The sequence below is a fragment of the Daejeonella sp. genome (assembly GCF_036405355.1).
Taxonomy (GTDB): Bacteria; Bacteroidota; Bacteroidia; order Sphingobacteriales; family Sphingobacteriaceae; genus Daejeonella.
Genome location: NZ_DASWXT010000066.1, coordinates 1 through 24,671, shown reverse-complemented (window position 1 = coordinate 24,671; position 24,671 = coordinate 1). Strand labels below are relative to the sequence as shown.

At 39.1% G+C, this 24,671-nt stretch carries 21 protein-coding genes; 11 read left to right on the top strand and 10 right to left on the bottom strand.

The window, feature by feature from the left end; genetic code table 11:
- Together VGE44_RS08430 and VGE44_RS08425 are read right to left on the bottom strand one after the other, a co-directional pair.
- Positions 1–860, bottom strand: an 860-nt coding sequence (locus VGE44_RS08430; RefSeq protein ID WP_331077910.1) for a DUF1800 family protein, incomplete at its 3' end; no start/stop codon positions are given.
- 147 nt (positions 861–1,007) lie between these two features.
- Positions 1,008–1,166: a hypothetical protein gene (locus VGE44_RS08425; RefSeq protein ID WP_331077908.1), complete on the bottom strand. Its 159-nt coding sequence runs from the start codon at positions 1,164–1,166 to the stop codon at positions 1,008–1,010.
- 592 nt (positions 1,167–1,758) lie between these two features.
- Between VGE44_RS08425 and VGE44_RS08420 the strand changes: the two genes are divergently transcribed.
- The 10 genes from VGE44_RS08420 to VGE44_RS08375 all read left to right on the top strand — a co-directional run bounded on the left by VGE44_RS08420 (position 1,759) and on the right by VGE44_RS08375 (position 14,024).
- Positions 1,759–3,282: a PQQ-dependent sugar dehydrogenase gene (locus VGE44_RS08420; protein WP_331077906.1), complete on the top strand. Its 1,524-nt coding sequence runs from the start codon at positions 1,759–1,761 to the stop codon at positions 3,280–3,282.
- Positions 3,283–3,295: 13 nt separating this feature from the next.
- Positions 3,296–5,263, top strand: coding sequence for a hypothetical protein (locus VGE44_RS08415; RefSeq protein ID WP_331077904.1), 1,968 nt, complete (start codon positions 3,296–3,298; stop codon positions 5,261–5,263).
- 115 nt (positions 5,264–5,378) lie between these two features.
- Positions 5,379–6,647, top strand: a complete 1,269-nt coding sequence (locus tag VGE44_RS08410; protein ID WP_331077902.1) for a divalent metal cation transporter — start codon at positions 5,379–5,381, stop codon at positions 6,645–6,647.
- 223 nt (positions 6,648–6,870) lie between these two features.
- Positions 6,871–8,058, top strand: coding sequence for an AGE family epimerase/isomerase (locus VGE44_RS08405; protein WP_331077900.1), 1,188 nt, complete (start codon positions 6,871–6,873; stop codon positions 8,056–8,058).
- Positions 8,059–8,113: 55 nt separating this feature from the next.
- On the top strand, positions 8,114–9,361 hold the full coding sequence (locus VGE44_RS08400; RefSeq protein WP_331077897.1) for a sugar MFS transporter: 1,248 nt from the start codon (positions 8,114–8,116) through the stop codon (positions 9,359–9,361).
- A complete protein-coding gene (locus VGE44_RS08395; protein ID WP_331077895.1) occupies positions 9,358–11,070 on the top strand; it encodes an FAD-dependent oxidoreductase in 1,713 nt (570 codons plus the stop codon). Before VGE44_RS08400 ends, VGE44_RS08395 begins: the two co-directional genes overlap by 4 nt.
- A gap of 101 nt (positions 11,071–11,171) precedes the next feature.
- On the top strand, positions 11,172–12,206 hold the full coding sequence (locus VGE44_RS08390; RefSeq protein WP_331077893.1) for a sialidase family protein: 1,035 nt from the start codon (positions 11,172–11,174) through the stop codon (positions 12,204–12,206).
- Positions 12,207–12,293: 87 nt separating this feature from the next.
- Positions 12,294–12,785 carry a RidA family protein gene (locus VGE44_RS08385; RefSeq protein ID WP_331077891.1) on the top strand — a complete coding sequence of 164 codons (492 nt, stop codon included), beginning with the start codon at positions 12,294–12,296 and terminating at the stop codon, positions 12,783–12,785.
- A gap of 136 nt (positions 12,786–12,921) precedes the next feature.
- Positions 12,922–13,425: a hypothetical protein gene (locus tag VGE44_RS08380; protein WP_331077888.1), complete on the top strand. Its 504-nt coding sequence runs from the start codon at positions 12,922–12,924 to the stop codon at positions 13,423–13,425.
- Positions 13,426–13,448: 23 nt separating this feature from the next.
- Positions 13,449–14,024: a YceI family protein gene (locus VGE44_RS08375; RefSeq protein ID WP_331077886.1), complete on the top strand. Its 576-nt coding sequence runs from the start codon at positions 13,449–13,451 to the stop codon at positions 14,022–14,024.
- 87 nt (positions 14,025–14,111) lie between these two features.
- Here the strand turns inward: VGE44_RS08375 and VGE44_RS08370 are convergent, their stop codons facing one another.
- Positions 14,112–14,687 carry a Crp/Fnr family transcriptional regulator gene (locus VGE44_RS08370; RefSeq protein ID WP_331077884.1) on the bottom strand — a complete coding sequence of 192 codons (576 nt, stop codon included), beginning with the start codon at positions 14,685–14,687 and terminating at the stop codon, positions 14,112–14,114.
- Positions 14,688–14,830: 143 nt separating this feature from the next.
- On the opposite strand from VGE44_RS08370, the gene VGE44_RS08365 reads away from it, so the two are divergent.
- Positions 14,831–16,609 (top strand): ATP-binding protein, encoded by a 1,779-nt coding sequence (locus tag VGE44_RS08365; protein ID WP_331077882.1) that lies wholly within the window; start codon positions 14,831–14,833, stop codon positions 16,607–16,609.
- Between the two features lie 55 nt (positions 16,610–16,664).
- Here VGE44_RS08365 and VGE44_RS08360 read toward each other — a convergent pair whose 3' ends face one another.
- From VGE44_RS08360 to VGE44_RS08330, 7 genes are all read right to left on the bottom strand, one after another.
- A complete protein-coding gene (locus VGE44_RS08360) occupies positions 16,665–18,335 on the bottom strand; it encodes a hypothetical protein (RefSeq protein WP_331077880.1) in 1,671 nt (556 codons plus the stop codon).
- 131 nt (positions 18,336–18,466) lie between these two features.
- Positions 18,467–20,236, bottom strand: a complete 1,770-nt coding sequence (locus tag VGE44_RS08355) for a c-type cytochrome (RefSeq protein WP_331077878.1) — start codon at positions 20,234–20,236, stop codon at positions 18,467–18,469.
- A 33-nt stretch (positions 20,237–20,269) separates the two neighbouring features.
- Complete coding sequence (locus VGE44_RS08350) at positions 20,270–20,722, bottom strand: GNAT family N-acetyltransferase (RefSeq protein ID WP_331077876.1); 453 nt, start codon at positions 20,720–20,722, stop codon at positions 20,270–20,272.
- A gap of 110 nt (positions 20,723–20,832) precedes the next feature.
- Positions 20,833–21,453 carry an FMN-binding negative transcriptional regulator gene (locus VGE44_RS08345; RefSeq protein WP_331077874.1) on the bottom strand — a complete coding sequence of 207 codons (621 nt, stop codon included), beginning with the start codon at positions 21,451–21,453 and terminating at the stop codon, positions 20,833–20,835.
- 72 nt (positions 21,454–21,525) lie between these two features.
- The gene (locus tag VGE44_RS08340) at positions 21,526–22,860 is read right to left on the bottom strand and encodes a Gfo/Idh/MocA family oxidoreductase (protein ID WP_331077872.1); all 1,335 of its coding nucleotides are present in this window, start codon (positions 22,858–22,860) and stop codon (positions 21,526–21,528) included.
- Between the two features lie 85 nt (positions 22,861–22,945).
- Entirely contained in the window at positions 22,946–24,085 is a 1,140-nt protein-coding gene (locus tag VGE44_RS08335) for a DUF3179 domain-containing (seleno)protein (RefSeq protein ID WP_331077870.1), read from the bottom strand.
- Positions 24,086–24,214: 129 nt separating this feature from the next.
- Positions 24,215–24,671 (bottom strand): hypothetical protein (locus VGE44_RS08330; protein ID WP_331077868.1); only part of this gene is annotated, 457 nt, incomplete at its 5' end.

The window sequence follows — 24,671 nt, the reverse complement described above, 5'->3', positions numbered from 1 at the left end:
ATCATATTAATTAGCTCATCTGTCTCTCCCGCTCCATTTACACCAGATTTCCCGGTTATTATTGCATTATTATAAAATGAAGAAAATTGTTTGATACCGGTATCGTGTCTGTTCGGATCAAATACTGACGATATTGTTGTTGCATTTACAGTATAACCTGTTAAAACCCGCGCAGCTGCTTTTACATCCCCTTCGGTATAATTTGATTTAGGACCCTTTCCAAGGGTGAAAAGTTCCTGTAATTCACGGGCATAGTTTTCATCCGGTGAATTTTTATTGTTCAGATAACCGTTCAGGTACCTTAACATAGCAGGATCAATGGTTATTTCTTTTACAAACTCTTTAAAATTGCCCAGAGCATATTTTCTGAGCAACATATGATGTTTGTAAACATAGCGTGCATCCCCAATGTCCAGAGTTTCTGTAGCAAAATGGTTATGCCAGAAGAGAATCATTTTTTCGTGAATCGAAGTGCCTTGATTGATCATAAGGCCAGTCCACCACGACTTAAATGAGGTATATCTGCGACTATTTGCATTCCCGTCAAACACTGCATTTACCCAGGTTTGACCTGCAGGAACGTTGGGGTCTGTAAAATTAGTGTCGTTGTAGTTATTAAGCGGAGGGGCGGGTACTATCTCAGCATTCAGCAAAATATCCAGCCCTTCAGAAAGAGTTTTACCACTTAGCATTCTAATGTCAGCCTGTTTTGTACCAAATAAGGTACGCTTTAACAAATGGATGATTTCCTGTCTGGCAAATGGAGGGGAAAATGCAGATAATCCCGTATAGGTACGTGACTTAATAGCTATATCAGTTTTGGAATTTGCCTTTGCAGATAAAAAACTACGACGATCCATAAAGGATAGTTATAAGTTAAAACTTGCTACTAATTAAGCATGTAAACGTAACATGAATTCGGTTGAAATGCTGGAATTAATTCCCAGGCTGAAATTATTTGTTCAATTTTAAAAGAATCAGCCTGAATTTGCTCTTTTGCGGTTAATTCAAATTTTTTCTTCCTTATGATGTTCAGGATCAATGCTTTCCTGATTCATTTTCTGTTCAAATTCCTTCTGGTCTTTCCTGTTTTTACGGATAAGAATGAATAGTACGAATGCCGCAGCTATCAAAACCAGTGCTATGATGAGGTGATTTGTTTCCATGTTTATGTCATTGATTGTTGTTATTTGTATAAACTTTAGATAACGATTTTTTAAGGCATTATTACAATTGAAGGTACGCATTTAAATGCATTCTATGCCAATTTTATAGTCTAAATCAATTAGTTAATCTAATGTTAATAATTTATTTATTTACTTAAATTATTGTACTGACCGTGTAATGGTGCTCTGAAGTTTTGGATCTGATTATTAACATGTTAGAACCATTTGATTAGGGAATAATGAAAAATGATTGAAGAGTTTTTAGTTCAAATGGAGTTTAAACTTATAGGGAATATGTCATAGTAAGGGAAACAGTACTTTTGGAATTCATTTAAATCATAATTCTGTAATTGGAATTTACAATATTTATATCACTAGTACTTTTTTTTGAGAGGATTTAGCACAACCGGAGATTTTGAGATAAATCTGAGGCTTTCTCTTTAAGAATCTGTATCATTTTAAAAACAGGTAAATTTATTTCGGCAGATTTTATATCTTTTCCGATTAATTGGTACAGGCTTTAATAAAAAAGATTAGATGATAAATTTCGTTTATTATTTCTGAACAAAAAACTTGATTAAGCAGATTTTTTATGAAATATCTTTATTTGAATACCATACTTTTCATCGCTTTTGGCTGGTTCGTTTTGGTTTATTCAATCGGTCTGGATCAGTTTAATAGGAATAAGGAGCCCTTATCATATCTGAAACAGGAAGGAGATGGAATTAAAACAATTGCATCCAACCTGAAAGTACCGCTCGAAATTGCCTGGGGCCCCGATAATCAGATCTGGATTGCTGAACATGGTGGAGTAATAAGCAAAATGGATCCTCAAACAGGAAATAAGCGAGTACTATTAAAATTAACAGATGTATGGCAGTCCCGGACTGCCGGTTTACTTGGAATGGCGCTTCATTCTGATATGAAGAAATTTCCTTATGTCTTTTTATGCTACACCTTTCAGAGAGATAAAAAGTATTTAATCCGGCTGGTACGATATAAATCTGATAGGGATACCCTTAATGACCCGAAAATATTAATGGAGATTCCTGCGGCTAATGGACATAATGGATCCAGAATAGCTGTTCAAAGGGGACTTTTGTATTGGGCAACCGGCGATGCCCTTAGTTTGACAGACTCTCAAAATCCCCAAACGCCAAATGGTAAGATTCTGAGAATGAATATTGATGGCTCAGTACCTGCTGATAATCCCATGAAAGGAAATCCGGTTTGGGCTTGGGGCTTTCGAAATATTCAGGGCATGGTGTTCTCAAAAAGTGGTCAGTTATATACCTCTGAGCATGGTGATGCAACAGATGATGAGATTAATTTGATTACAAAGGCTAAAAATTATGGTTGGCCAACAGTACAGGGTTTTGCTGAAAGTGTTGAAGAAACTACATTCAAAGGACTGCATAATACTGTTGATCCAATTAAAGCATGGACGCCTACTATAGCACCAGCAGGTCTCGATTATTATTCTTATGATAAAATACCGGCATTGAAGAATTCACTTTTAATGGTTACACTTAAGGGAAAGAGCTTCAGAGCATTGAAACTGGATAGTGAAGGAAAAAAGGTTCTTGGCGAACAGATTTATTTTGAAAATAAATTCGGCAGAATAAGGGATTTATGTGTGTCACCGGCCGGGGATGTTTATCTGGCAACGAGTAACCGCGACTGGAATCCGGTTTCAGGTTTCCCAACTCCTGCAGATGATAGAATTATCAAAATATCAAAACTGGATCCGGCCAATCCTCAAAATATGGTTTCTTCTATTCCTCAGGGATCGAAATCTGCACTTTTATACCAGCAATATTGCGCTTCATGTCATAAGGACAACGGCATGGGGGTAAAGGGTACATTCCCTTCTCTATTAACTTCTCTGATTGTAGTCAATAGTCCCAAAGAATTCATTAAAAAGATATTGACAGGATCTAATGGTCCGGCCACAATCAATGGTGTAACCTATGATACTCCAATGCCTTCTTTTGCCTTTCTTAAAGATGAGGATTTGATTGATATCACCACTTATGTGCGTTCTTTAGGCTCCAATCATGCTGCTCCGATCAAGCCTGAATTAATTAAAGAGGTAAGGACTGCTTTAAATAAATAACCCCTACAAATAAATGCTATTCCAATTGAGATCATTAGGCTTACTTATCATTTTTGCGCTTTCTTCATTTATTTCATATGCACAAAATTCTGATGCACGATTAACTAATCTTGGTCCCCAGATTAAGGCGGCGATGATTCAGGGAAGTATTTTCATTCAGGACAGGGAGGGTAAAGCATTAATTTATACAGTTGTTAGAGGAAACCCTGCCCATCTGGTTGCTTTTAAGGCGGAAAATCAGGAATTGATATTGGATCAGCCTCTGCCTGGAACAGATGGAGCATGGGACATGGAATTAGCTTCTGATGGATGGCTTTATATTCCGGGGGCGAAAGGAACACTTTACAAGCATTTTCCAGGGTCTACAACAGTCGAGAATCTGGGTATCGTGTTGCCCGGAGAAACAACAGTTTGGAACCTTGCTGCGGGTAAGAATGGGGAGATATTCGGTGCCACTTATCCCGGATGCAGGGTATTCAGATACCACCCGAAAGATGGCTTTAGTGATGTGGCGAAAGGTCCATTGATTCAAGGGGAGAACTACGTCAGAAGTTTAGTTTATTATGGGAAAACCGGTAAACTTTATGCCGGTGTTGGTTCACATGCCGGATTGGTTGAACTGGATCCTAAAACCGGTTCAAAATTAAGTATGCTGCCTGACGAGTATAAAAATAAGGAGTTCGTTTACAGCCTTGAAATTTTAAAGGGAGTTCCGGGAGGAGACCGCATGCTAACTTTAATCACAAATGGAAGTTTTACTCTGGTATATAATCTCCAAACCCGAAAGTTTGAATATCAGATCGATGAAATGGATATGAAGGTTGTCAGTCAGCCGGATCAGAACAATAGATTTTACTATACGTACCGTTCCGGGCTCTACAGCCGTGATGTCAACTTGCCGCAGCAAGCTCCTGTTAAACATGCCGACAATGTGGGTTCTGCAAATGCGATCCGAATTATAGATAGGCAATTACTTATTTTAAACTCGGATGCAGAGTATCTGGTTCTGGATCTTGATAATGACAAACTTAGCAGAAATAAATTGAGCGTTCCGGGTCAGCCTATTGCTCTTCAATCGATTATGAAGGGCCCTGATGGCCGTATTTGGTCGGGAGGCTATCTGGCAGGAGGTCATGCCGCCTATGATCCCAAAACAAATACCTCGACAAGTTATCCTGGTCTTCATCAAACAGAAGGTATGACTGTTAAAGATCAGTTTATCTATTTCGGAATATATCCCAAAGGACTTATGTATGAATATGACAGCCGTAAACCTTGGGATATTAAAGCCTCCAACCCCAAATTCCTGGGTCAGGTTGCTGATCAGAGCCGCCCCTTTGCCGTTTTGAACGATCAGGAAAGCGGAAAAATATTCTTCGGTATGGTTCCTGAATATGGGATGCTAGGAGGATCATTGGTTAGCTATGATACCAATGAAGCGAAACTACAATCTCATGGTGTACTTGTGAAAGATCAGAGCATTGTCAGCCTGACTTATGCAAACCATTTGGTATGGGCTGGTACCACCGTCTCCGGCGGACTCGGTATCATGCCATCAACTCAGGAAGCAAAGCTTTTTTCCTGGGATGTACAGAAGGGTATTAAATTGGATGAGTTTATCCCTGTTCCCGGAGCAAAGGCGATTACCAGTATGATCATTGGTCCCGATGGAAATATTTGGGGGATGGCCAGCGGAACAATTTTTGTCTTCGACCCCATTGCCAAAAAGCTCATCAGAAGCAAGCAGATCTATCAGGCAGGTGTATTGAGGAGTCATGTATGGAGAGATGCTTTTCTAATACTTCATCCTTCAGGAAAGATTTACGGAACGGGCAGCAATCAGTTATTCAGAGTGGATCCGAAGACTCTTGATCATGAGTTTATAGAAAAATCTGCAAGCCTCCTTGCTATGGATGATATGGGCAGAATATACTTTCACCGTTCTGCAGAATTATGGCGATATGACCCGGCAAAGGAATAATTAATCAATTTAATTTCACTTTTAGACTATTGATTTAACTGGTAATTAATGAATTTTAAGTTTAATGATAAAATAGTTGTATTTATTAAAGAGTCGAATAGTAAGGTAAACTGGTATGACTAAACGGAGTAATTGGAATAAAGTAATTCGGTTTTGGAAGAAACTTGGACCCGGATTAATAACCGGATCCAGTGATGATGACCCTTCAGGAATTGCTACCTATTCTCAGGCAGGTGCGCAATTTGGTCTCTCGACACTGTGGACTGCACTAATCACTTTTCCGCTTATGGCCGCAGTACAGGAAATGTGCGCAAGGATTGGGATGGTTACTTCCAAAGGGCTGACAGGTGCTTTAAAAGAGCATTATTCCAGGCCCGTATTGTATCTGATGCTTTTATTCAGCTTTCCTGCCATTGTGATGAATATCGGTGCAAATATTGCCGGAATGGGTGCCGTCGGCAACCTGCTGGTTCCATCTGTTCATGCCGGGTTTTTTAGTGTAGGCTTTACTATTATGCTTATGGTCATATTTGTTTATTTGCCATATCGTAAGTTTGCATCCCTTCTCAAATACCTTTGTGGAGTACTTTTAGTTTATTTAATTGTTCCTTTTTTATACAAGCAGGATCTGATTGCTATTCTTAAAGGAACATTAATCCCGGATATAAAATTCACAAAGGAATTCATAGGAATACTTGTTGCGATTCTGGGGACAACGATTTCTCCATATCTGTTTTTCTGGCAGGCAACAATGGTAGCGGAGGATATGAATTCCAAACGAAAAAAAATCATCGTTGACAAGAAAATTCTTGGGGACATGAAGCAGGATGTTGATTTCGGAATGTTGTTTTCAAATGTGATTATGTTTTTTATCATTCTGACTTCAGGAACAGTATTATATAATGCTGGAATTCATAGAATTGATACAGTTGAGCAGGCAGCTTTGGCTTTGAGGCCATTAGCCGGTGATTCAGCTTATTTATTGTTTGCCATAGGTATAATCGGTACCGGATTATTGGCTATCCCGGTTTTGTGCGGATGTTTATCTTATATTGTTACTGAAACTTTTGGATGGGAGAAGGGACTGAATAAAAAATTTCATCAGGCAAAAGCATTTTACTCAATCACAATTATTTCTCTTTTGCTTGGTCTGATGATGAATTACGTCGGGATTTCTCCCATTCAGGCATTGTTATGGTCGGCAATACTTTATGGAATTACTGCCCCCGTTCTCATATTGATTATTTTGAATATCGGGAATAATAAGGAGGTGATGGGCGAGTTTACTAATAACAGAAAGTCTAATATTCTTGGTTATACAGCATTTGCTCTGATGTCCATCGCAGCACTGACTCTGATCTATCTTCAGTTTTTTGGCCAATAGGAACATAACTGATTTGATTATTTCATACTAAGTCTTTTGCTCTGTAATGAATCTTAAATTGCAGAATATTCTGATTCAATATGGTAGAATTCTGAGATGAAATTTATCAGTTTCTATACTGAAATTCCTGTTCTTCATTTAGGTTCCATTGGTTTTATGCTTTATTTTCTATTAATTAGAGGATTGAATATCTTCCCTCAAAATTTATCATAATCACAAGCAAATGAATTATAAAGCTTACGCTGAAAAATACAAAGACAATCTTTTGAATGACGTTGTTCCCTTTTGGCTTAAGAATTCCGGCGACAAGGAATTCGGAGGCTATTTTACTTGTCTTGACAGGGAAGGGAAGGTTTTTGATACAGATAAATTTGCCTGGCTTCAATTCAGACAGGTATGGTGTTTTAGTATGCTGTACAACCAGGTGGAACAAAAAAAAGAATGGCTTGATTTCGCAATTCAGGGAGCTGAGTTCATGAAGAATCATGGGAAGGACAAGGATGGCAATTTCTACTTTTCGCTTACACGGGAAGGTCAGCCATTGATACAGCCATACAATATATTTTCAGATTGTTTTGCTGCTATGGCCTTTGCGCAACTTTACAGAGCCACCGGTACCGAGGAGTATGCACAGCTTGCTATCAATACCTTTAATAATATTCTCAGAAAGCGGGATGATCCAAAAGGAAAGTACAATAAGGCCTTTCCTGGAACCCGACCTCTTCAGGGTTTTTCATTACCTATGATTCTTTGTAACCTGGTGTTGGAACTGGAGCATCTTCTTGAGCCAGACCTGATTGAAAAGACAATCAATGATGGCATCCATTCAGTAATGGAAGTGTTTTATCAGGAAGATCTTGGAATTATTCTGGAAAATGTGAAACCGGATGGCTCCTTCTCCGATTCATTTGAAGGCCGTCTGCTTAATCCGGGTCACGGTCTGGAATCCATGTGGTTCATCATGGATATTGCAGAGCGCAGAAACGATCAGGCACTTATCAAAAAGGCGGTAGATATAAGCGTTAATATTCTTGAATATGGCTGGGATAAGGAATATGAAGGTGTTTTATACTTTATGGATGTGAAAGGTCATCCACCACAGCAACTGGAATGGGATCAGAAGCTCTGGTGGGTACATATGGAAACTTTGATCACTCTCCTGAAAGGATATTATCATACCGGAGATCAGCGTTGCTGGGATTGGTTTGAAAAAGTACATCAATATACCTGGAAGCATTTTCCGGATGCCAATATGGGTGAATGGTATGGTTATCTGAACCGGAGAGGGGAAGTATTGCTTCCATTAAAGGGCGGTAAATGGAAGGGATGTTTCCATGTACCAAGAGGTTTATATCAATGCTGGAAGACCCTGGAGAAGATTGAAGGAAAATATTCAAAAAAGCCCTTGTAATTTGGCATAAAGCCAAAAGATTAAAGCCGAAAGCAATAACGAAAAGAAAACATATATGGCAAATATACCTTTACAAAACGCAGTAGTTTCTGATCAGGAGAATTCGGGGCAGAATTACATGCCTGCCCTGATATCATTGGCAGTACTGTATTTCATGAATGGCTTTATAACCTGTTTGAATGATACTCTGGTGCCATTTTTTAAAGAGGGTTTTACACTTAGCTATGCCGATTCATCGCTTGTACAGTTTTATTTCTTTCTCACTTACGGGCTTATGTCTTTCCCGGCAGGAATGATTGTTGAAAAAATTGGGTATAAAAATGGGATGGTGCTTGGATTTGCAATTGCGGCTATCGGGGCTTTATTATTTTATCCTGCAGCAGATATGCATCTTTATTATTTATTTCTGGCAGCTTTATTTGTCCTGGCTATAGGGATTGTGGTTTTACAGGTTGCTTCTAACCCGTATATCACGGCACTGGGTCCTGCAAAAACCGCCTCTTCCAGATTAACTCTGATTCAGGCAGTTGGTTCTATCGGGACAACAGTAGCACCAATTTTTGGTGCACATTTTATCTTGTCAAAACTACAGGAATCAGGTACATCAAGTGATGCAGTGAAATATCCTTATCTGGGAATTGCTGCTCTATTGATCTGTATTGCCCTGGTAGTTTATAATTTAAATCTTCCAAAAATCAGTACAGGTTCCGGAAGTTTTCAGGCTAGCCCCGCAGAAAGAGTAAGTATTTTTTCATACCGTAATCTGAATTTTGGGGCATGGGCAATATTCGCTTATGTTGGTGCTGAAGTGTCAATCGGAACTTTTTTGACCAATTACATTGCTGATACCTTAAGTGTGGGTGTAGAGGATGCAAATTCTTATGTTTCTTATTACTGGGGAGGTATGCTAGCCGGACGTTTGGCTGGTTCCTACCTGCTTAAAACAATAAGACCTTCATTTATTCTGACTATTTGTGCTGCTTCAGCAATTCTTTTGGTTGTTCTTTCTGTGAGCACTTCAGGAACATTCGCAATCTGGTCAATGATAGGAGTGGGACTCTTTAACTCGGTTATGTTTGCTATTATCTTTTCACTTTCAGTACAAGGTCTGGGCAATTATACCACCAAAGCCTCCGGTATTTTATCAACTGCGATTGCCGGTGGGGCCATTGTATCCTTTTCACAGGGTTATGTAAAAGATCACTCAACATGGGCTGTGGCATTTATGATTCCTGTCCTTTGTTATTTATATATCGTATTTTTTGGTGTTAACGGCTACAAATCAAAAGCTGAGAGTTTATGAAGAGAAGAAATTTTATAGGTCTGACAGGGCTTGGAGCGACAGGATTGGCTTCAGGGGCACTTTCGGCATTTCCCTCAGGTAAATTTGCTTCAAATTTACAAAAGGATTTAAATGCGACTGAACTGAGTGCAACTTTAGTAATTGCAGGTGGTGGGATAGGAGGATGTGCGGCCGCTTTATCCGCTTTGCGAAATGGACTGGATGTTATTATGGCAGAAGAGACCGACTGGATTGGTGGTCAGTTAACTTCGCAGGGTGTACCGCCTGATGAGCATACCTGGATCGAAACCCATGGTGCTCCTCAATCTTATCGTGAATACAGAAATGCAGTCAGAGAATATTATAAAAGGAATTACCCGATAACAGATGCGGCTAAGTCCCGGCAATATCTTAATCCCGGGAATGCCGTAGTTTCAGCGCTTTGTCATGAACCAAGAGTATCGCTTGCGGTGTTGCATGATATGTTTGCACCTTATATCAGTTCGGGTAAACTGACCTTGCTCATTGAACATAAGGTACGTTCTGCTGAATATTCAGGAGACCGGGTGAAGGCTTTGAAAGTCCAGAGCATTAGATCCGGACGTTCCTATGTACTTAGCGGAACATATTTTGTAGATGCTACCGAAACCGGAGAATTACTCCCAATGACCGGTACTGAATTTGTAATGGGGACAGAATCGCGCAATGAAACCAGGGAGCTTCATGCACCATTGAAGGCCGACCCGGATAACCAGCAGGCTTTTACGGTATGTTTTGCGATGGATTATGTCCCTGGATCCAATAATGTAGCTGAAAAACCGGCAGAGTATGATTTTTGGCGTAACCTTGTTCCGAAAATGAGCCCGGCATGGTCAGGTAAATTACTGGATCTGAATTACTCAAATCCCAAAACACTCGAGAGGAAATCACTTGGATTTAACCCTGATGGAAGTCCGACCCCTCCAAACCTTAACCTATGGAATTACCGGCGGATACTGGCAAAGGATAATTTCTTGCCGGGAGCATTCAAGGGAGATATATGTACAGTGAACTGGCCTCAGAATGATTATACACTTGGAAATCTTGTAGGTGTATCCCAAAAAGAGTTTGATCATCATTTGGGTCGGGCTAAACAGCTTAGTCTATCCTTATTTCACTGGTTACAAACTGAAGCTCCGCGACCGGATGGAAAGCAGGGATGGCCGGGACTACGATTGAGAAAGGATATAATGGGAACTGAAGATGGAATGGCTAAATATCCGTATATCCGTGAATCAAGACGTATCAAGGCTTTATTTACAGTTTTGGAAGAGCATGTTGGCCAGGATAATCGGATTCAGGTAGCAGGAGCGGAGGCAGGGAAAAAAGCAGCTGATTTTTATGATAGTGTAGGTATTGGTTATTACCATATTGATCTTCATCCAAGCAGCCGCGGAAACAATTATATTGATTTTGCTTCACTTCCGTTTCAGATTCCATTGGGATCTTTATTGCCTGTTCGTATGGAAAATCTACTGCCTGCCAATAAGAACATTGGAACTACCCATATTACGAATGGCTGTTATCGTTTACATCCTGTTGAATGGAGTATTGGCGAAGCAGTTGGTTTATTAGTTAGCTATTCTCTGAAAAAACAGGTTATTCCACAGAAGGTCAGGGATGGAAAACAATTGCTGGAAGAGTTTCAGGAGTTTATAGGGAAGCAAGGGGTGGAGACGAAGTGGAGGTAAGGTCAAAGTAGAAAGCTCAATTTATAGGTTGTAAGTTTTGGGAAATGCTTTTTTAATGGAAACTTAATTAATGGGTTAAATAGCAGGTAGAAAGGATTAACATGAAAAATTTGAGGTTAGCTGTATTTTTTATATTTCTACTGGTGCCTGATTTATTATCTGCCCAAAGTTCATTTGTAAAAATTAAGGAGGAATTGATATTTCAGGATGCACCATTTGTACAATGCCACGCATCTACTTTATTGGAAACCGCAAATGGAGAGATTATCGCTGCCTGGTTTGCCGGGACTCATGAAGGGAACAAGGATGTTAAAATCTGGACTTCAATAAACCGAAATGGGATATGGACTTTTCCTGTTGAAGTTGCAAATGGGGATTTTGGTACTGGAGGAACTTTCCCGCTTTGGAATCCCGTGCTTTTCAAAAATTCAGAGAATAAGATTTTCTTGTTTTATAAGGCTGGTCCCAATCCACGGGAATGGTGGGGAATGTATAAAACATCTGCGGACCAGGGTAGAACATGGTCGGAAGCTATTCGCTTACCGGATGGAATACTAGGACCAATAAAAAACAAACCGATTCAGCTTATTGATGGTACCATTCTTTCACCTTCGAGTACTGAAACTATCGAAAACTGGAAAGTTCATATCGAACGATCAACGGATCAGGGTAAAACATGGCAGAAGATACCGGTTGATCCTGAAACTGAATTCGGGGTAATTCAACCCAGTATTCTGAATTATCCTTATGGCCGCCTTCAGATCCTTTGCAGAAGTAAGCAGGGTAATGTGATAGAATCCTGGTCAGATGACCAAGGACTTACCTGGAGTAAAATGAAACGCACAGAATTGCTCAATCCTAATTCAGGGACTGATGCGGTAACGTTGAAAAATGGATCTCAGCTAATCGTTTACAACCCACTCATACCTGGTAAGGAATGGTTTAATGGCAGGTTTAAGTTGAATATTGCACAGTCTTTGGATGGCAGAAAATGGAATGATATTATGCTTCTTGAAGATGGAACTAAAGAAGAATACAGTTATCCAGCAATTATTCAAAGCAGAGATGGCAGAATACACATTTCATATACTTTTGATCGGAAAAACATAAAATACCTTGTTCTTGAAAACAAATAATTTTGACTATCCATTTGATTCGAAATTTTAATAGGCTAACGACCTCTCATATCTCATATCTCACATCTCAAATCCCACATCTCCCACATGAAAAGAAGAGAAATTTTAAAAAGCCTTACCATTCTTCCTTTAGCAGGTGCTATAGGTACAAAAAGTGCTGAAGCTGAATCAGTACAAAGATCAGACTGGACCCCTAAGAAGGTAGCGATTCCAAGTCCTTATCCAAGCACAAGTCCATTGTCTGCCTGCATCCGATCAGGGCATCTGGTATTTATCTCCGGGGTTGGCGGCTGGTATGCTGACAGAAGAAAAGAACCTGGTGATATTCAGGTGCAGATCAGGAGTGCACTGGAGCATATGAGAACCCTTCTGGAGAAGGCTGGGACTAATATGGGAAATGTGTTAAAGGTGCATATGTCGCTTGCCGAACCAAATAAAAACATTAAGGCGCTTAATGAGGTTTACGGGGAGTACTTCCCTGACCCTAAGCCAGTGCGTTCTTATACAGGTTGTAGCCCTGAACATATGGGCAGAGACGGTATTCTGGTTCAGATCGATTGTATTGCTTATATCGATTAAGCTTGTAGCTTTTTTTATTTGCCTGGGAAGCCTTTGCTCTGCATTTCATTGATTTAGATCAATGCTATTTCTTAACCAAAATCATTGGCTGAACATTTTTCAGGCTCTAATTTTGTGCAAAGAAATTTAGGTCGGAATGGTTAAAAGCATAGCTATATTTGGAATAAACAGAACATATAGTTCAGTCCTCGTTGAAAAGCTGGCAGCACACCCATTCAGGATTTTAGTACTATCTGAAGAGTTCGATGATTGTCCTTCTCTGTTCCTGGATTGCCCTGATGCAGATATTCAGGTTCTGAATTGTCCTGCTCAGACAGGTTGGGAAGCAGATATTATTGTGATATATGTTTCTGCAGAAAATCAGTTAAAACTTGTTAACTCTATCCGTGAATTCGTAACTAAAAAAATCGTTCTGAATATTTCTGAATTAAGGAGAGAGGGTTCATTGAATGATGAAATTGATCTTGAATCGCTGTTGCCTTATTCCAGATTGATCAATCTGAGTTTTATTGAGAATGTTGAGGGACAGTTATTATTTTCTATTTCCGGAAGAGACCAGGATGCGCTTGAGGAAACTAAAGCAATACTTAAACAAGCAGGAATTGCAAATGTTCCTTATGAATTATCAGAATCAAATTAATTATAAACCATAAACAAACAAAAATGAAGAAAACAATTTTTATTGCTCTTGTAACATTAATTAGTCAGGGTACAGTTCAGGCACAAACAAGCTGGAAATCAGACAAAGCCCATTCGAAGTTAACCTTTTCGGTGGTTCACCTTGGTATTTCGGATGTTGAAGGACTGTTCAGAAATTTTGATGCAACAATTACAGCAACAAAAGCAGATTTTAGTGATGGAGTTTTTGAATTAACTGCTGATGTAAAATCAATTGATACTGAAATCGAAATGAGAGACAATCACCTGAGAAGTCCAGACTTTTTTGATGCTGAGAAGTTCGATAAAATTACCTTCAAAAGTACATCAATAAAGCCTGCAGGTAAGAATAAATATACACTGAGTGGCAATCTGACTATGCATGGTATTACCAAAGCGGTAAGTATGAACCTACTTTATCGTGGTACTATCGTACATCCGATGAATAAAACGAATGTTGCCGGTTTTCAGTTAACCGGTTTATTAAAGCGTTCAGACTTTAATATTGGTCCTAATTTCAAAGCTCCGATGATTAGTGATGAAGTTGAGATTAAAGCAGATGGTGAGTTTGCAGCAAAATAATTAGGTATAAATCTTTAAGGTTGAAAATGGCTGTCTGATCAATCAGGCAGCCATTTTTTTTTTAATGAATGATTACTAATTCAGCACTCAGGATACAATTCGTTTCCTGACTCTGCTCAAAGTCTCGGGTGTGATACCTAAATAGGATGCAATCATATGTTGCGGAACTCTTGCTACAATATTGGGATATGCAGAAAGGAGTCTGAGGTATTTTTCGTCGGCATTGTCACTTAATGATGCGGTAAGGCGCCGGTGTGTTGCAACCATGTTTGCCTGACTCAGAAGTCTGAAATAGCGTTCGAACTTGGGTACCCTTTCATATAATTCATCCAGCGATGATCTGGAAATTAGCAGCAATTCAGAATCTTCTATTGCTTCTATATTATATACAGCGGCCTCTCCGGTTAAAAAACTGTAAACATCTGATATCCACCAGCCTTCAGGGGCAAATTGCAGGATGTGCTCATTTCCTTTATTATCCACACTGTAGGAACGTAATATTCCCTTTTCAACGAAAATAAGATTTTTGCAGATATCATCCTGCTGTAAAATATATTGTCGTTTTCTTAACTTTTTAGGGCTGAAGAGGCTTTTGCAAATATCTTTATCAACATCACTAAGCTTAATTTTCTCTTCAACTTTTGAAAAAAGGACTTCAAACATTTAATTAAATTATTAAAATCAAAGATGATGTTTTAGTTTAATTAATCCGAAATCTAATCTCAATCGAACTATGTTATGAAAGAAATTGCCTTATTAAAAAGAATTGTTGGCATATATTAGTATTTTTAGTGACCTAAAAAACCATGCCTAAAAAACCTAAATTCTTCAATTGGTCATTAAAGAATCTGTTATCTACTATACCAGATCCTCTTGAGCAATCCCGGGTCAAGATTCTGTATACCTTTCTGATTTTATCAATATTGAAGGTATTAATTGTTATTCCTTTTGCCTATCATAGTAAGCAGCTTCCGCAATTGAAACTTGCACTTATCTTACTTTTAGCCTATACATTTCTGACTAAATTATTACTAAGCCATAAAAGATATGCTGTTCTAATTTCCCATTTTATGATTTTAATGGGTTTAGTGATCGTCATTTTTGTACTTTTTGGCTTTGCAAAAACCATTAATATAATGGCAATGCAGTTTATGTTTATGATGATTTTAAGTGGCTTTTATTTATTGAACAGAGGTTTTGGTGTATTTTATTCCATATTGGCGGTTATTCCAGTTATCCTGTTTATGATTATAAATGGGGATCTGCAAAATCTTCACAACAGTACAGAAGGTTTGGGATCACCTACTTATGAGATAATGATTTTTCTGAATTTTGTCACAATGATACTGGGGCATTATTTGTTTTATCAGGCATTGATCCGAAATGTTAAAGAGAAGGAATTACTGAATGAAAAACTCCTTATCGCAGTGAATGAAGCAAATATTGCTGCTCAGTCGAAGTCTGACTTTCTTTCTACAATGTCGCATGAATTAAGAACACCTTTAAATTCTGTTATAGGGATGGCTGAATTGCTTAGTGATGAGCTCACGAGTCCTGAACAGGAAGAAAACCTCAAAATTCTTAATTTTTCTGCCGCCAGTCTTCATACATTAATTAATGATATTCTGGATTTTAATAAGTTGGGTTCTGAAAAACTTTATTTGGAATCGATTGCAGTCAACCTGCATTCTTTAATTCATAATATTTGTTCTGGTTTGAGGATACAGGCAAAGGAAAAGGGGCTTGAACTAGTTCTTGAAATAGATGAAGAATTAAAACAAATCCCAATCTCCACTGATCCAACACGTATTAGTCAGATATTATTTAATTTGACAGGTAACGCCATCAAGTTCACTTCAAGCGGTAGTGTAAAGATTCAGGTAAGGATTCTTGATAAAGATGCTGATAAAATCAATGTTCGTTTTTCAATCACAGATACAGGAATTGGTATTAATGCAGAAAAAATGGAATCCATTTTTGAACCTTTTACACAGGCTTCAACAAGTACAACACGTAATTATGGTGGAACCGGTCTTGGTCTTGCCATAGTTAAGCGTTTACTTACTCTATTTGAAAGTTCTGTACATCTCGAAAGTGAAGAAGGAACAGGGTCGAAGTTCTGGTTTGACATCAGCTTTAAACGAAATAACCAGGCATTAGATAATGATAGCACCGGAAAGGAGCAAATCTTCGACCTAAATGGTTTGAGAGTACTTGTGGTTGAAGATAATCCGGTAAACAGTTTGCTGCTTAAAAAGATTTTCCAGAAATGGAGTAATATTCCGGATTTTGCCAGAGATGGATATGAAGCTTTGGTAAAAGTTTCTGCCAATAATTATGATCTGATCTTAATGGATATTCACATGCCATTACTTGATGGTTATGAAACCACAATGAAAATACGTGAATTGTCTGACAAGGAAAAATCTACTGTGCCAATCATTGCCTTAACGGCATCAGTGTCAAATAATCTAAGCGATAAAATCCGTGAAGCGGGGATGAATGGTTATCTGTCAAAGCCTTATAATCCCAAAGAACTTTATTCAAAGCTTAGGGAGATTGCATTAAGAAAAAATAGAAAATAAATCGAAAGGCCCTGTATCAATTGATACAGGGCCTTTCGATTTAATGTTAAACTAATCAGCTTGATAATGGCGGACCAACAGGCACATTAATTCTCTGACGGGTGCTAGGGAGAATAACTTTCTTCGCAGTGAACTTTGAGGTAAGATACTCACCATGATGTATATTTCCTGACATCGTATCTCCACTTAAAGTTCCGGAGAAAGTGAATGGAACATTGTCCGCAAGCATTCTGGAGGAACTCCTGAATATCACTTCATTTCCATCAATTGTCCCTTCAAGTTCATTGGTTGTAAAGGTACTCTTGTGAGAACCTTTAAGCCAGTTTGAATCCTGTTGCTCAATACTGAAAGTATGTTTACTCACTTCATTGAAATACTCTATAGTTACATCCCAGCGCCCTTTAAGATCAGCTGAAGGAGCTTTCATCTCAGGAGTTGCAGGACGTTTCATGTTCAGTGCGTTGAAGATGCGATCGGCTACAATTTTATCATCACCAGGTTGCATCATCCATGCTGCTACAGAAATTGAAGTTAAATTTTCTGATGCTGGAGTACCGCGACGACCACCACCGGCACTTAGTGCAATTCGAGGTGTGGTAGTTGAAAGGTAAGTAGCTATTTCCTGTCCGGTTGCATTAAATTTAGCCGGGTCCCAGGATATATTTAAGTTTGGAGTACGGTTATCAAGACCCACAGGCTGACGAATACTGGTGGTTACTCCGTTTATTGCAGAAACACGTTTTGCAATGGTTTCCAGATAGCCGGTCCATGTGATTTCTTCTTGAGCATGATTGCGTTTTGTCCATGCTTCAACAGCTGCAAGCATACCAATTTGTTCTTCCTTACCAACTTTGTTGTCACGTCCGGCTCCATGATGTGGAGCACTTGCCTGCCAGGCAGCCATTAGAAGTTTTTTATCACCCAATAGTAAACCTGCACTCTGTGGCCCACGTATTGCTTTCCCGCCACTGTATGCAACCACTGTTGCGCCATCAGCAAGGTGAACATTTGGTTTTAATGTCAGAGCTTCTGCCGCTGCATCAACTAGTACCGGAATACCTTTTAACTTGGCAGCCTTTGAGATTGCATATACAGACAAAGGTCCGGTATCTCCAGGTTTTGTTGGCATCATATAGATCATCGCAGTTCGTGGACTCATCGCTGCCTCAAGTTCTTCCTGTGTGTCAACAGTAATTATTTTTACTCCAACATTTCTGACAGCATGATCATAAACATTTCGGGATCTGCGAGGGATAATTACTTCGTCTTTTTCAATATCTGAAAGATCTGGTACACGAACTAATTTTTCAGGATTACCGCCTGTAACGGCAGCTATGGTAGTGATTTTTATACCTCCGGCACAGCCAGAGGAAACTACTCCCCATTCAGCGCCCGACAATTCGGCAAGTCTTTTTCCAACACCCATTGCCAGTTCATCAAGCTGAACATAATTAGCTTGTGCATTATACATCGCTTCTTTAGCTTCGGGAACTAAAGTAGATGCACCAATAATAGTAAATGTACCACGACAATTGATTACCGGTTCAACTCCCAGTGATCGGTAAACTTCAGGCCCGAATTTCATTGGCCCTGCAGCACTGTTTTCTCCACCCAGCATTCCAATCATGCCTGTGCTTTCAGCATTGCTGGCAGCCTGAGCACTTCCAACAATTCCGCCGGCTAATGGCAGCATCGTCAGACCTTTAATTACGTCTCTACGTTTCATTTAAATATTTGATTTAAGTTTATTTTATTTTACAAAAAGATACCTCTCGAGGAATTAACTAATTTAAGGACTTCAATAAAAAATACAACCTAATATAGGTACTATTCGTGTTACATCAATCCGGATTCATTTTACTTATTTAACCTTCTGAATTCAATTACTTCCTGTAGACTTACTGCACTGGCACTATTCCCAAAACTGGAACGGATATAAGTCAGAATATTGGCAACTTCTTCATCTTTAAGGAAATTATGTGCAGGCATCAGACCATTATACGGTTTACCATTAACAATAATTTCTCCGTTTAAACCCTTTAATACAACATTTAGAAGCTTCGTTTTATCACCGGTTACCCATTCAGTCTCTCCGAGTGGAGGAAAGCGGTTACCATCGCCCTTGCCATCATTCTGGTGACAGGCAGAGCAATAGGTGTTATAAAGCGCAGCTTCTGGTTTAATTTTTCCTTTTTCCAGGTTGTCTTTAATTTTATCAGGTGTGCGAATATGAGAAAGGAGCTTATGTTTTTCCATTTTAGCGAGCTGAGCATTTCCAAAAGTCTTTTTATTACCCTTAAACATTACCCGCCAGATACGGCCCTTCTCTGTTTCACTAATATATAATGAACCGTCGGGGCCTTCAGCAATACCCATTGGACGCATTTTGGCATCCCTAACATTAACAATCGGATCCACTCCGGCAAATCCGTCTGCAAACACCTCCCAGTCGCCCGAAGGTGCACCATTTTTGAATGGGACAAAAGCTACAAAATAACCTGATTGAGGATATGGCGCACGATTTGTCGACCCATGGAAGGCGATAAATGCCCCATTTTTATAACGTTCAGGAAATTGATTGCCCTGATAAAAGTATAAATCGTTTGGTGCCCAGTGACCAGGGAAGCCGATTAATGGTTGTGCAAGTTCCCTGCCCTTGCCTTCCTTTTTGCCATCACCCCCATATTCTGGAGTCATTAATTTCTTTTTTTGAATCTGATCATAGTAATAATATGGCCATCCTGCATCATCGCCTTCCTTAATTTTCAGGAATTCTTCAGAAGGTAGTACAGCACTTTCCCATGGGGTATAAAGCTCCGGAAAGAGACGATGAAGATTGTCCCTGCCATGCTGCACTACGTACAGACTCTTATCTGCTTTGTTCCAGTCCATAGCCACAATACTACGTAATCCGGTAGCGAATAATGTTCCATCCTTTTGAGTCAGGCCAATTTTATTTGCATCAAAACGCCAGATACCACCGTGTTGCACCAGTTCAGGACATGGACTTATTCCCGGTTGACCCGGTTTTCCTCCCGGTGTATTTGCCATATCCATACAGTTATTAGAAGGGGTTCCAAATGGAACATACATAAACCCTTTATCATCGAATGATACTGGCTTGGTAATATGCCAATGTGCGCCATGCCCATGGTCATCGGTCAGGACAGTTTCCATCGGACTATCAGGAATCAGTTTGCCCGGAGTCAGTTTGCTCCTGTAAATGGCCAGTGAAGAACTGTAGTAAAGATATCCCTTATGAATCCTCATTCCATTAGCTAAACTTCCTACATCTTTATAACTGCCAAAGTGCTGAATAATATCAGCCTTGCCATCATTATCTGTATCACGCATAGCGACATTACCGCCCTTGTCTGAAAATCTGAGTTTTACATAAATATCGCCATTGTTATTTACTGCAAGATGGCGTGCCGGGCCCAGACTATCGACAACAACTACCGCCTCAAAGCCATCAGGGAACGTAAGCCCGCCATTATCGGGGTCAGACGGTGGCAGCCCTCCGGGGTTTCTAAACAATGTGAGACTTAGGATACTGATAATAAAAAGGCAGGATAGGACATAGAAAATAGATTTTTTGAGGGATTTTCCAGTAAATTTCAGTTTCATATCAAAAGGTATTTTATATTTCTTAATATTATTTCATATCAGATCTTTCTTAAAACAAACACTATTTTCAATTCCTGCGTACTGTCCGTAATTTGGAATAATATCATAGCCACTCTTTTGGTAAAGTCCAATGGCTTCAACCTGTCTTTTCCCGGTCTCTAAAATGCATTTTTCAAAGTTCATTTCTCTTGCCCAGTTCTCTAGTTCAACCAATATCAGCCCGGCAAACCCTTTACCTCTGTTTTCGGGACTTGTGAACATTCGCTTGATCTCCATTGTTTTTGGATCATATTGTTTTATTGCTCCACAGGAAATTGCGATGCTATTTTGGTAAGCTACGATAACATGCCTGATAAGATCAATTTTATTAAACTGAGAATAAAATGAATGTTCTTCTCCATCCCTCACTGCAAGATCTGCATCGAGATCTTTAACCAGCCTGATAAAATCTTTGTTGGCGGAGTCTGTTCTAATTAAACTGATCATTTATTTATTCGAATTCATGATCTGAAGGAAAATTTGTGATTCAAATTGCTTTGAATCAAACATACAAAAAACAGTTTTTGATTTTTGTAACAAATACTGTGAGGAAATGCCTATTTACCTAAGGATTCTTCCTTTTTCATATAAGCTGCAATATGCTGTTCATTAGAATCTTTGCTTTTAGATAAGGATTCTATGATTCGTTTTTTCTCTTCTTCTGTTCGATTCTGACTTAGTTTTTTCTTTGCCTTTATATCTGTAACTACAATTTTAAATGCGACAATTCCTTTAGACATTTTTAACTTATATTCCTCGGGAAAATTATCCCACTGTTGCCTGTAAGTACTTTCATAATTGTCAATTGTAGCTTCCAGTATTTTAGATATTTCATCAGTTTCTGTAATCAGTTCCCCCTTGCCGTAAGCGTGAATCGATATGTAATTCCAGGTTGGTACATTAAGCTCTTTGGTATAATTTACCGGTGAAATATAGGCATGTGGTTCACTAAAAATTACCAGAATATCCTTGTTTTCAATATCCTTCCAATGATCATTTGCTTTTGCAAAATGGGAGCTTAAAATGATCTGCTCATCTTTTACTTTTATAAGAAATGGCAGGGGGGTGGCAACAGGTAAATCGTTTTTTGCAGTTATAATATACGCAAAACTAAATTGTTTCATAAAGTCAACAATTTCGTTTCTGTCAGTTAAGCGGTTAAATTCAGGAATGTACATTACTTATATAATAATACTTTTCAATTACCATTTATGCGGTTATTAGAAATAATCAATTTTATTCTTACAGGTTTATGCTTTCTTTACCTGTGGCCTGATTGAAGTCAGGTCAGCAATTTTAATGGGTTTCCCACTGTCGATGCTGTTTCTGGCAGCTATACCGGTCAGTATGGCCAAAGCACCATCACGCAGGCCGGCAGCCTGCCTGTGAGGATCGGTCTGGTTAGGTAAAAATATATGCTGCTTCATGCGCTCATCACCACCTCCATGTCCGCCTTCGGTATTTGATATTTTGAAAATTTCACGTTTGCCAAAGTTGCTGGTCAGTTGGATTTCATCAAAACCTTCTTCTTCCCATGGTTGTCGTTCTTTGATCCATGCGTCCAGTTTGCCCTTGGTTCCATTGAACGAAATACGGTAGCCCTCATAGGGTGAATAAGCTGTTAATGAATAACTTACCTGGACTTTGTTAGCATATTTAATCTGAACTGCCATTTTATCAAAGATGTCGATATCTTCCTTCCAGACACAGCCATCACGCAGGTAGCCATCATATTTTTCATTTTCTACATAGAGTTTCATCATAGCTGGACTCTTGGTGATGTCCCAAAAGAAGTCACAGTTTTTAGTATGCGGACAGGTACGGCAATGGGTGTGCCTGAATGAATTATTCTTGCCATAAAACTCCAATGCACCATAGGCGAAAACTTCTTCCGGATCAGAGTCTATCCACCAGTTTAACAGATCAAAATGATGAGATGCTTTATGAACCAATAATGAACCTCCTTTTTCACGCAAACGGTGCCATCTTCTGAAATAATCTGCCCCATGGTTAGTATCCAGATACCAGTGGAAATCAACTGAAGTGATCTTGCCGATTGAATTCGAACGAAGCAATTCATAAATCTTTGCCCGGTGCGGGGAATACCGGTAATTAAAAGTCACCCTAACGCTTTTGCCAGTTCGTTTTTGAGCTTCCAAAATTGCCTGGCATTTTGTCTCATCAGTTGTGAGGGGCTTTTCTGTGATGATATCTGCACCCATTTCCATCCCTTTGATAATGAATTCATGATGCGTATTATCTACTGTCATTACCATCAGAATTTCAGGCTTTGTTTCGCGCATCATTTTGTCAAAATCGGTAAAGGTTGGACAACTAACACCCATACCTGATTTCATAAGTCTCAATCGACCTTCATTGATGTCACAAAGTCCAACGAATTCAACTTCATTGCCATACTTCTCAAGCACCGATTTACCCCACATTCCTGTTGCCCTGACTCCAAGGCCAACCATAGCGATTCGTTTCTTTTTTGCCGGATTTAATAAAGTCTCAGCTGTGGCAGGCAATATTGCAGAACCTGCAAGGACGGTACTTGTCTGAAGGATAAAATTTCTTCTTTTCATATTTATTCAGGTAGAAGGAGATCATAAAGATTCCCGAATTTGACTGATACTAAAGTGTTCAAAAACAATCAGGAATCAAATTAAATTATTTTTTTGTTAAGGGATGAAATATTTGCCAGCTATGCCAGTATTCCTGGTATGCATTCAGCTTTTTAAGATTTGATTTGGTCGAATCAAGTGATATGCCTATAAAATTATAACGATTATCGGCAGTGATTAGGGTGTCATTAATCATGCTAAATATTTGTTTACTGTTCTGTCTTTCAACAGCGACAAAACTCTTTTTGTCTTTGGATAAGAAAATAGCTATGGGCTTGTCACCCAGTTCATCATGAATTATTCCTTCCTTTTGCAAACGATTCCAATCGTAAGCCTTACTTTCAGATCCACTCTCTACTCCAATAACCCATGATTTGTCTTTCCATGATCCCAGATCACGCAATGTTAATTTGCTTTTTGAGGCCCCGGATTCATACATGCTCATCTCTTCATATTTTTCCTTAAATTCCTCGTCGGCTTGCATAATTAGTGTATTCGGATACAATTCAATCCACTTTTCAAGGGTAGTTTGTATGGAAGGTACTTCGGGTAAAGTTTTTCCTTTCAGCGGACCAGCAACTGCCTTCCCACTTACCTGTCGCCACCATGAACCTGTACCTTTATCTTCGAACATGGCATTAAAATGGTCCATTCCCACCAGTCTGAATTCTTCGGGTTTACCTTCAATAAGTGGTTCAAAAACCCTTCCCGTGCGGCAAACAGTACAGTAGGTTACCATAATCGGTTTTCCGGCAATACTATCTCTTACCTGATGATGATAACCCAAAAACTGGATTGGGTAGGCTTTTGATTCTCCATTAAGGCTGATGCCTAAAATGATACGGCCTGTTTCAACTTTATTCTCTTTAGAATTTTTGAATATTACTGAAACCGGTTGCTTGAACATACTGTCGGCAGCCATAATAAAGTTGCAGGCAAATACAATTCCTGTAACCAACAAAATTGCCAGAGAAGGAAGCCATCTTGAGAAAGAAAATGCATGTTTAATGCCAGCAAGAATCATCAGTAGAAAAAGTATACGAAACAGCCAACGCCAGGAATAGAGGAAGTAGGCCCCATCCAAACTTTCAATTTTCTGGCTGCCGGGCATCGGCATAATGAAATACACGTTGGCGATCTCAAATAGAATCAGAAAAAGAACCCCGAGATAAAATAGTTTTTTCATTGATCAGATATAATTATGGCTGTGTTAATATAGCCATTTCTCATAATTATCCTCCAATTCTAGTCTGATCGGTTTACCCTTATATTTAGATTAAATGGATAAATCGGATACAATTGTTGAAAGAAATTGTCAGGATTTTTTATTTGAAAAAGCTATTTTCCCGGCTAAATATGCCATTGGAATATATGCTCCAGCTATATCCAGAATACTAAACCATAGTGGAGATGGGAGCAAAATAACATTAGTTATACCACCTGCCAGAAAGAGGATGCCAATAAGCAAAGCAAATTTCATCTGGTGACTGGCAGCAATTTTTGCAGCCAAAAATGCACCAGCAAAAGTCCCTAATGCATGTGCCAGAAAGGGCATGAGATAGTGTTTGGGCTCGAAAAGGTGCATACTTGCTCTCAAACCTTCCATTGTGGTGACGTCTGCTCCATTTGGTGGTGGAATAACAGAAGCACTGATCATAATAATTCCTCCGTTCAGCAGGCTTCCGCACAGAAAACCTGCTATCACGGCAATTATATTTTTAAGAATTGGATTCATATCTGATTTCCAAATGTTACCGTTCAATTGAATTACA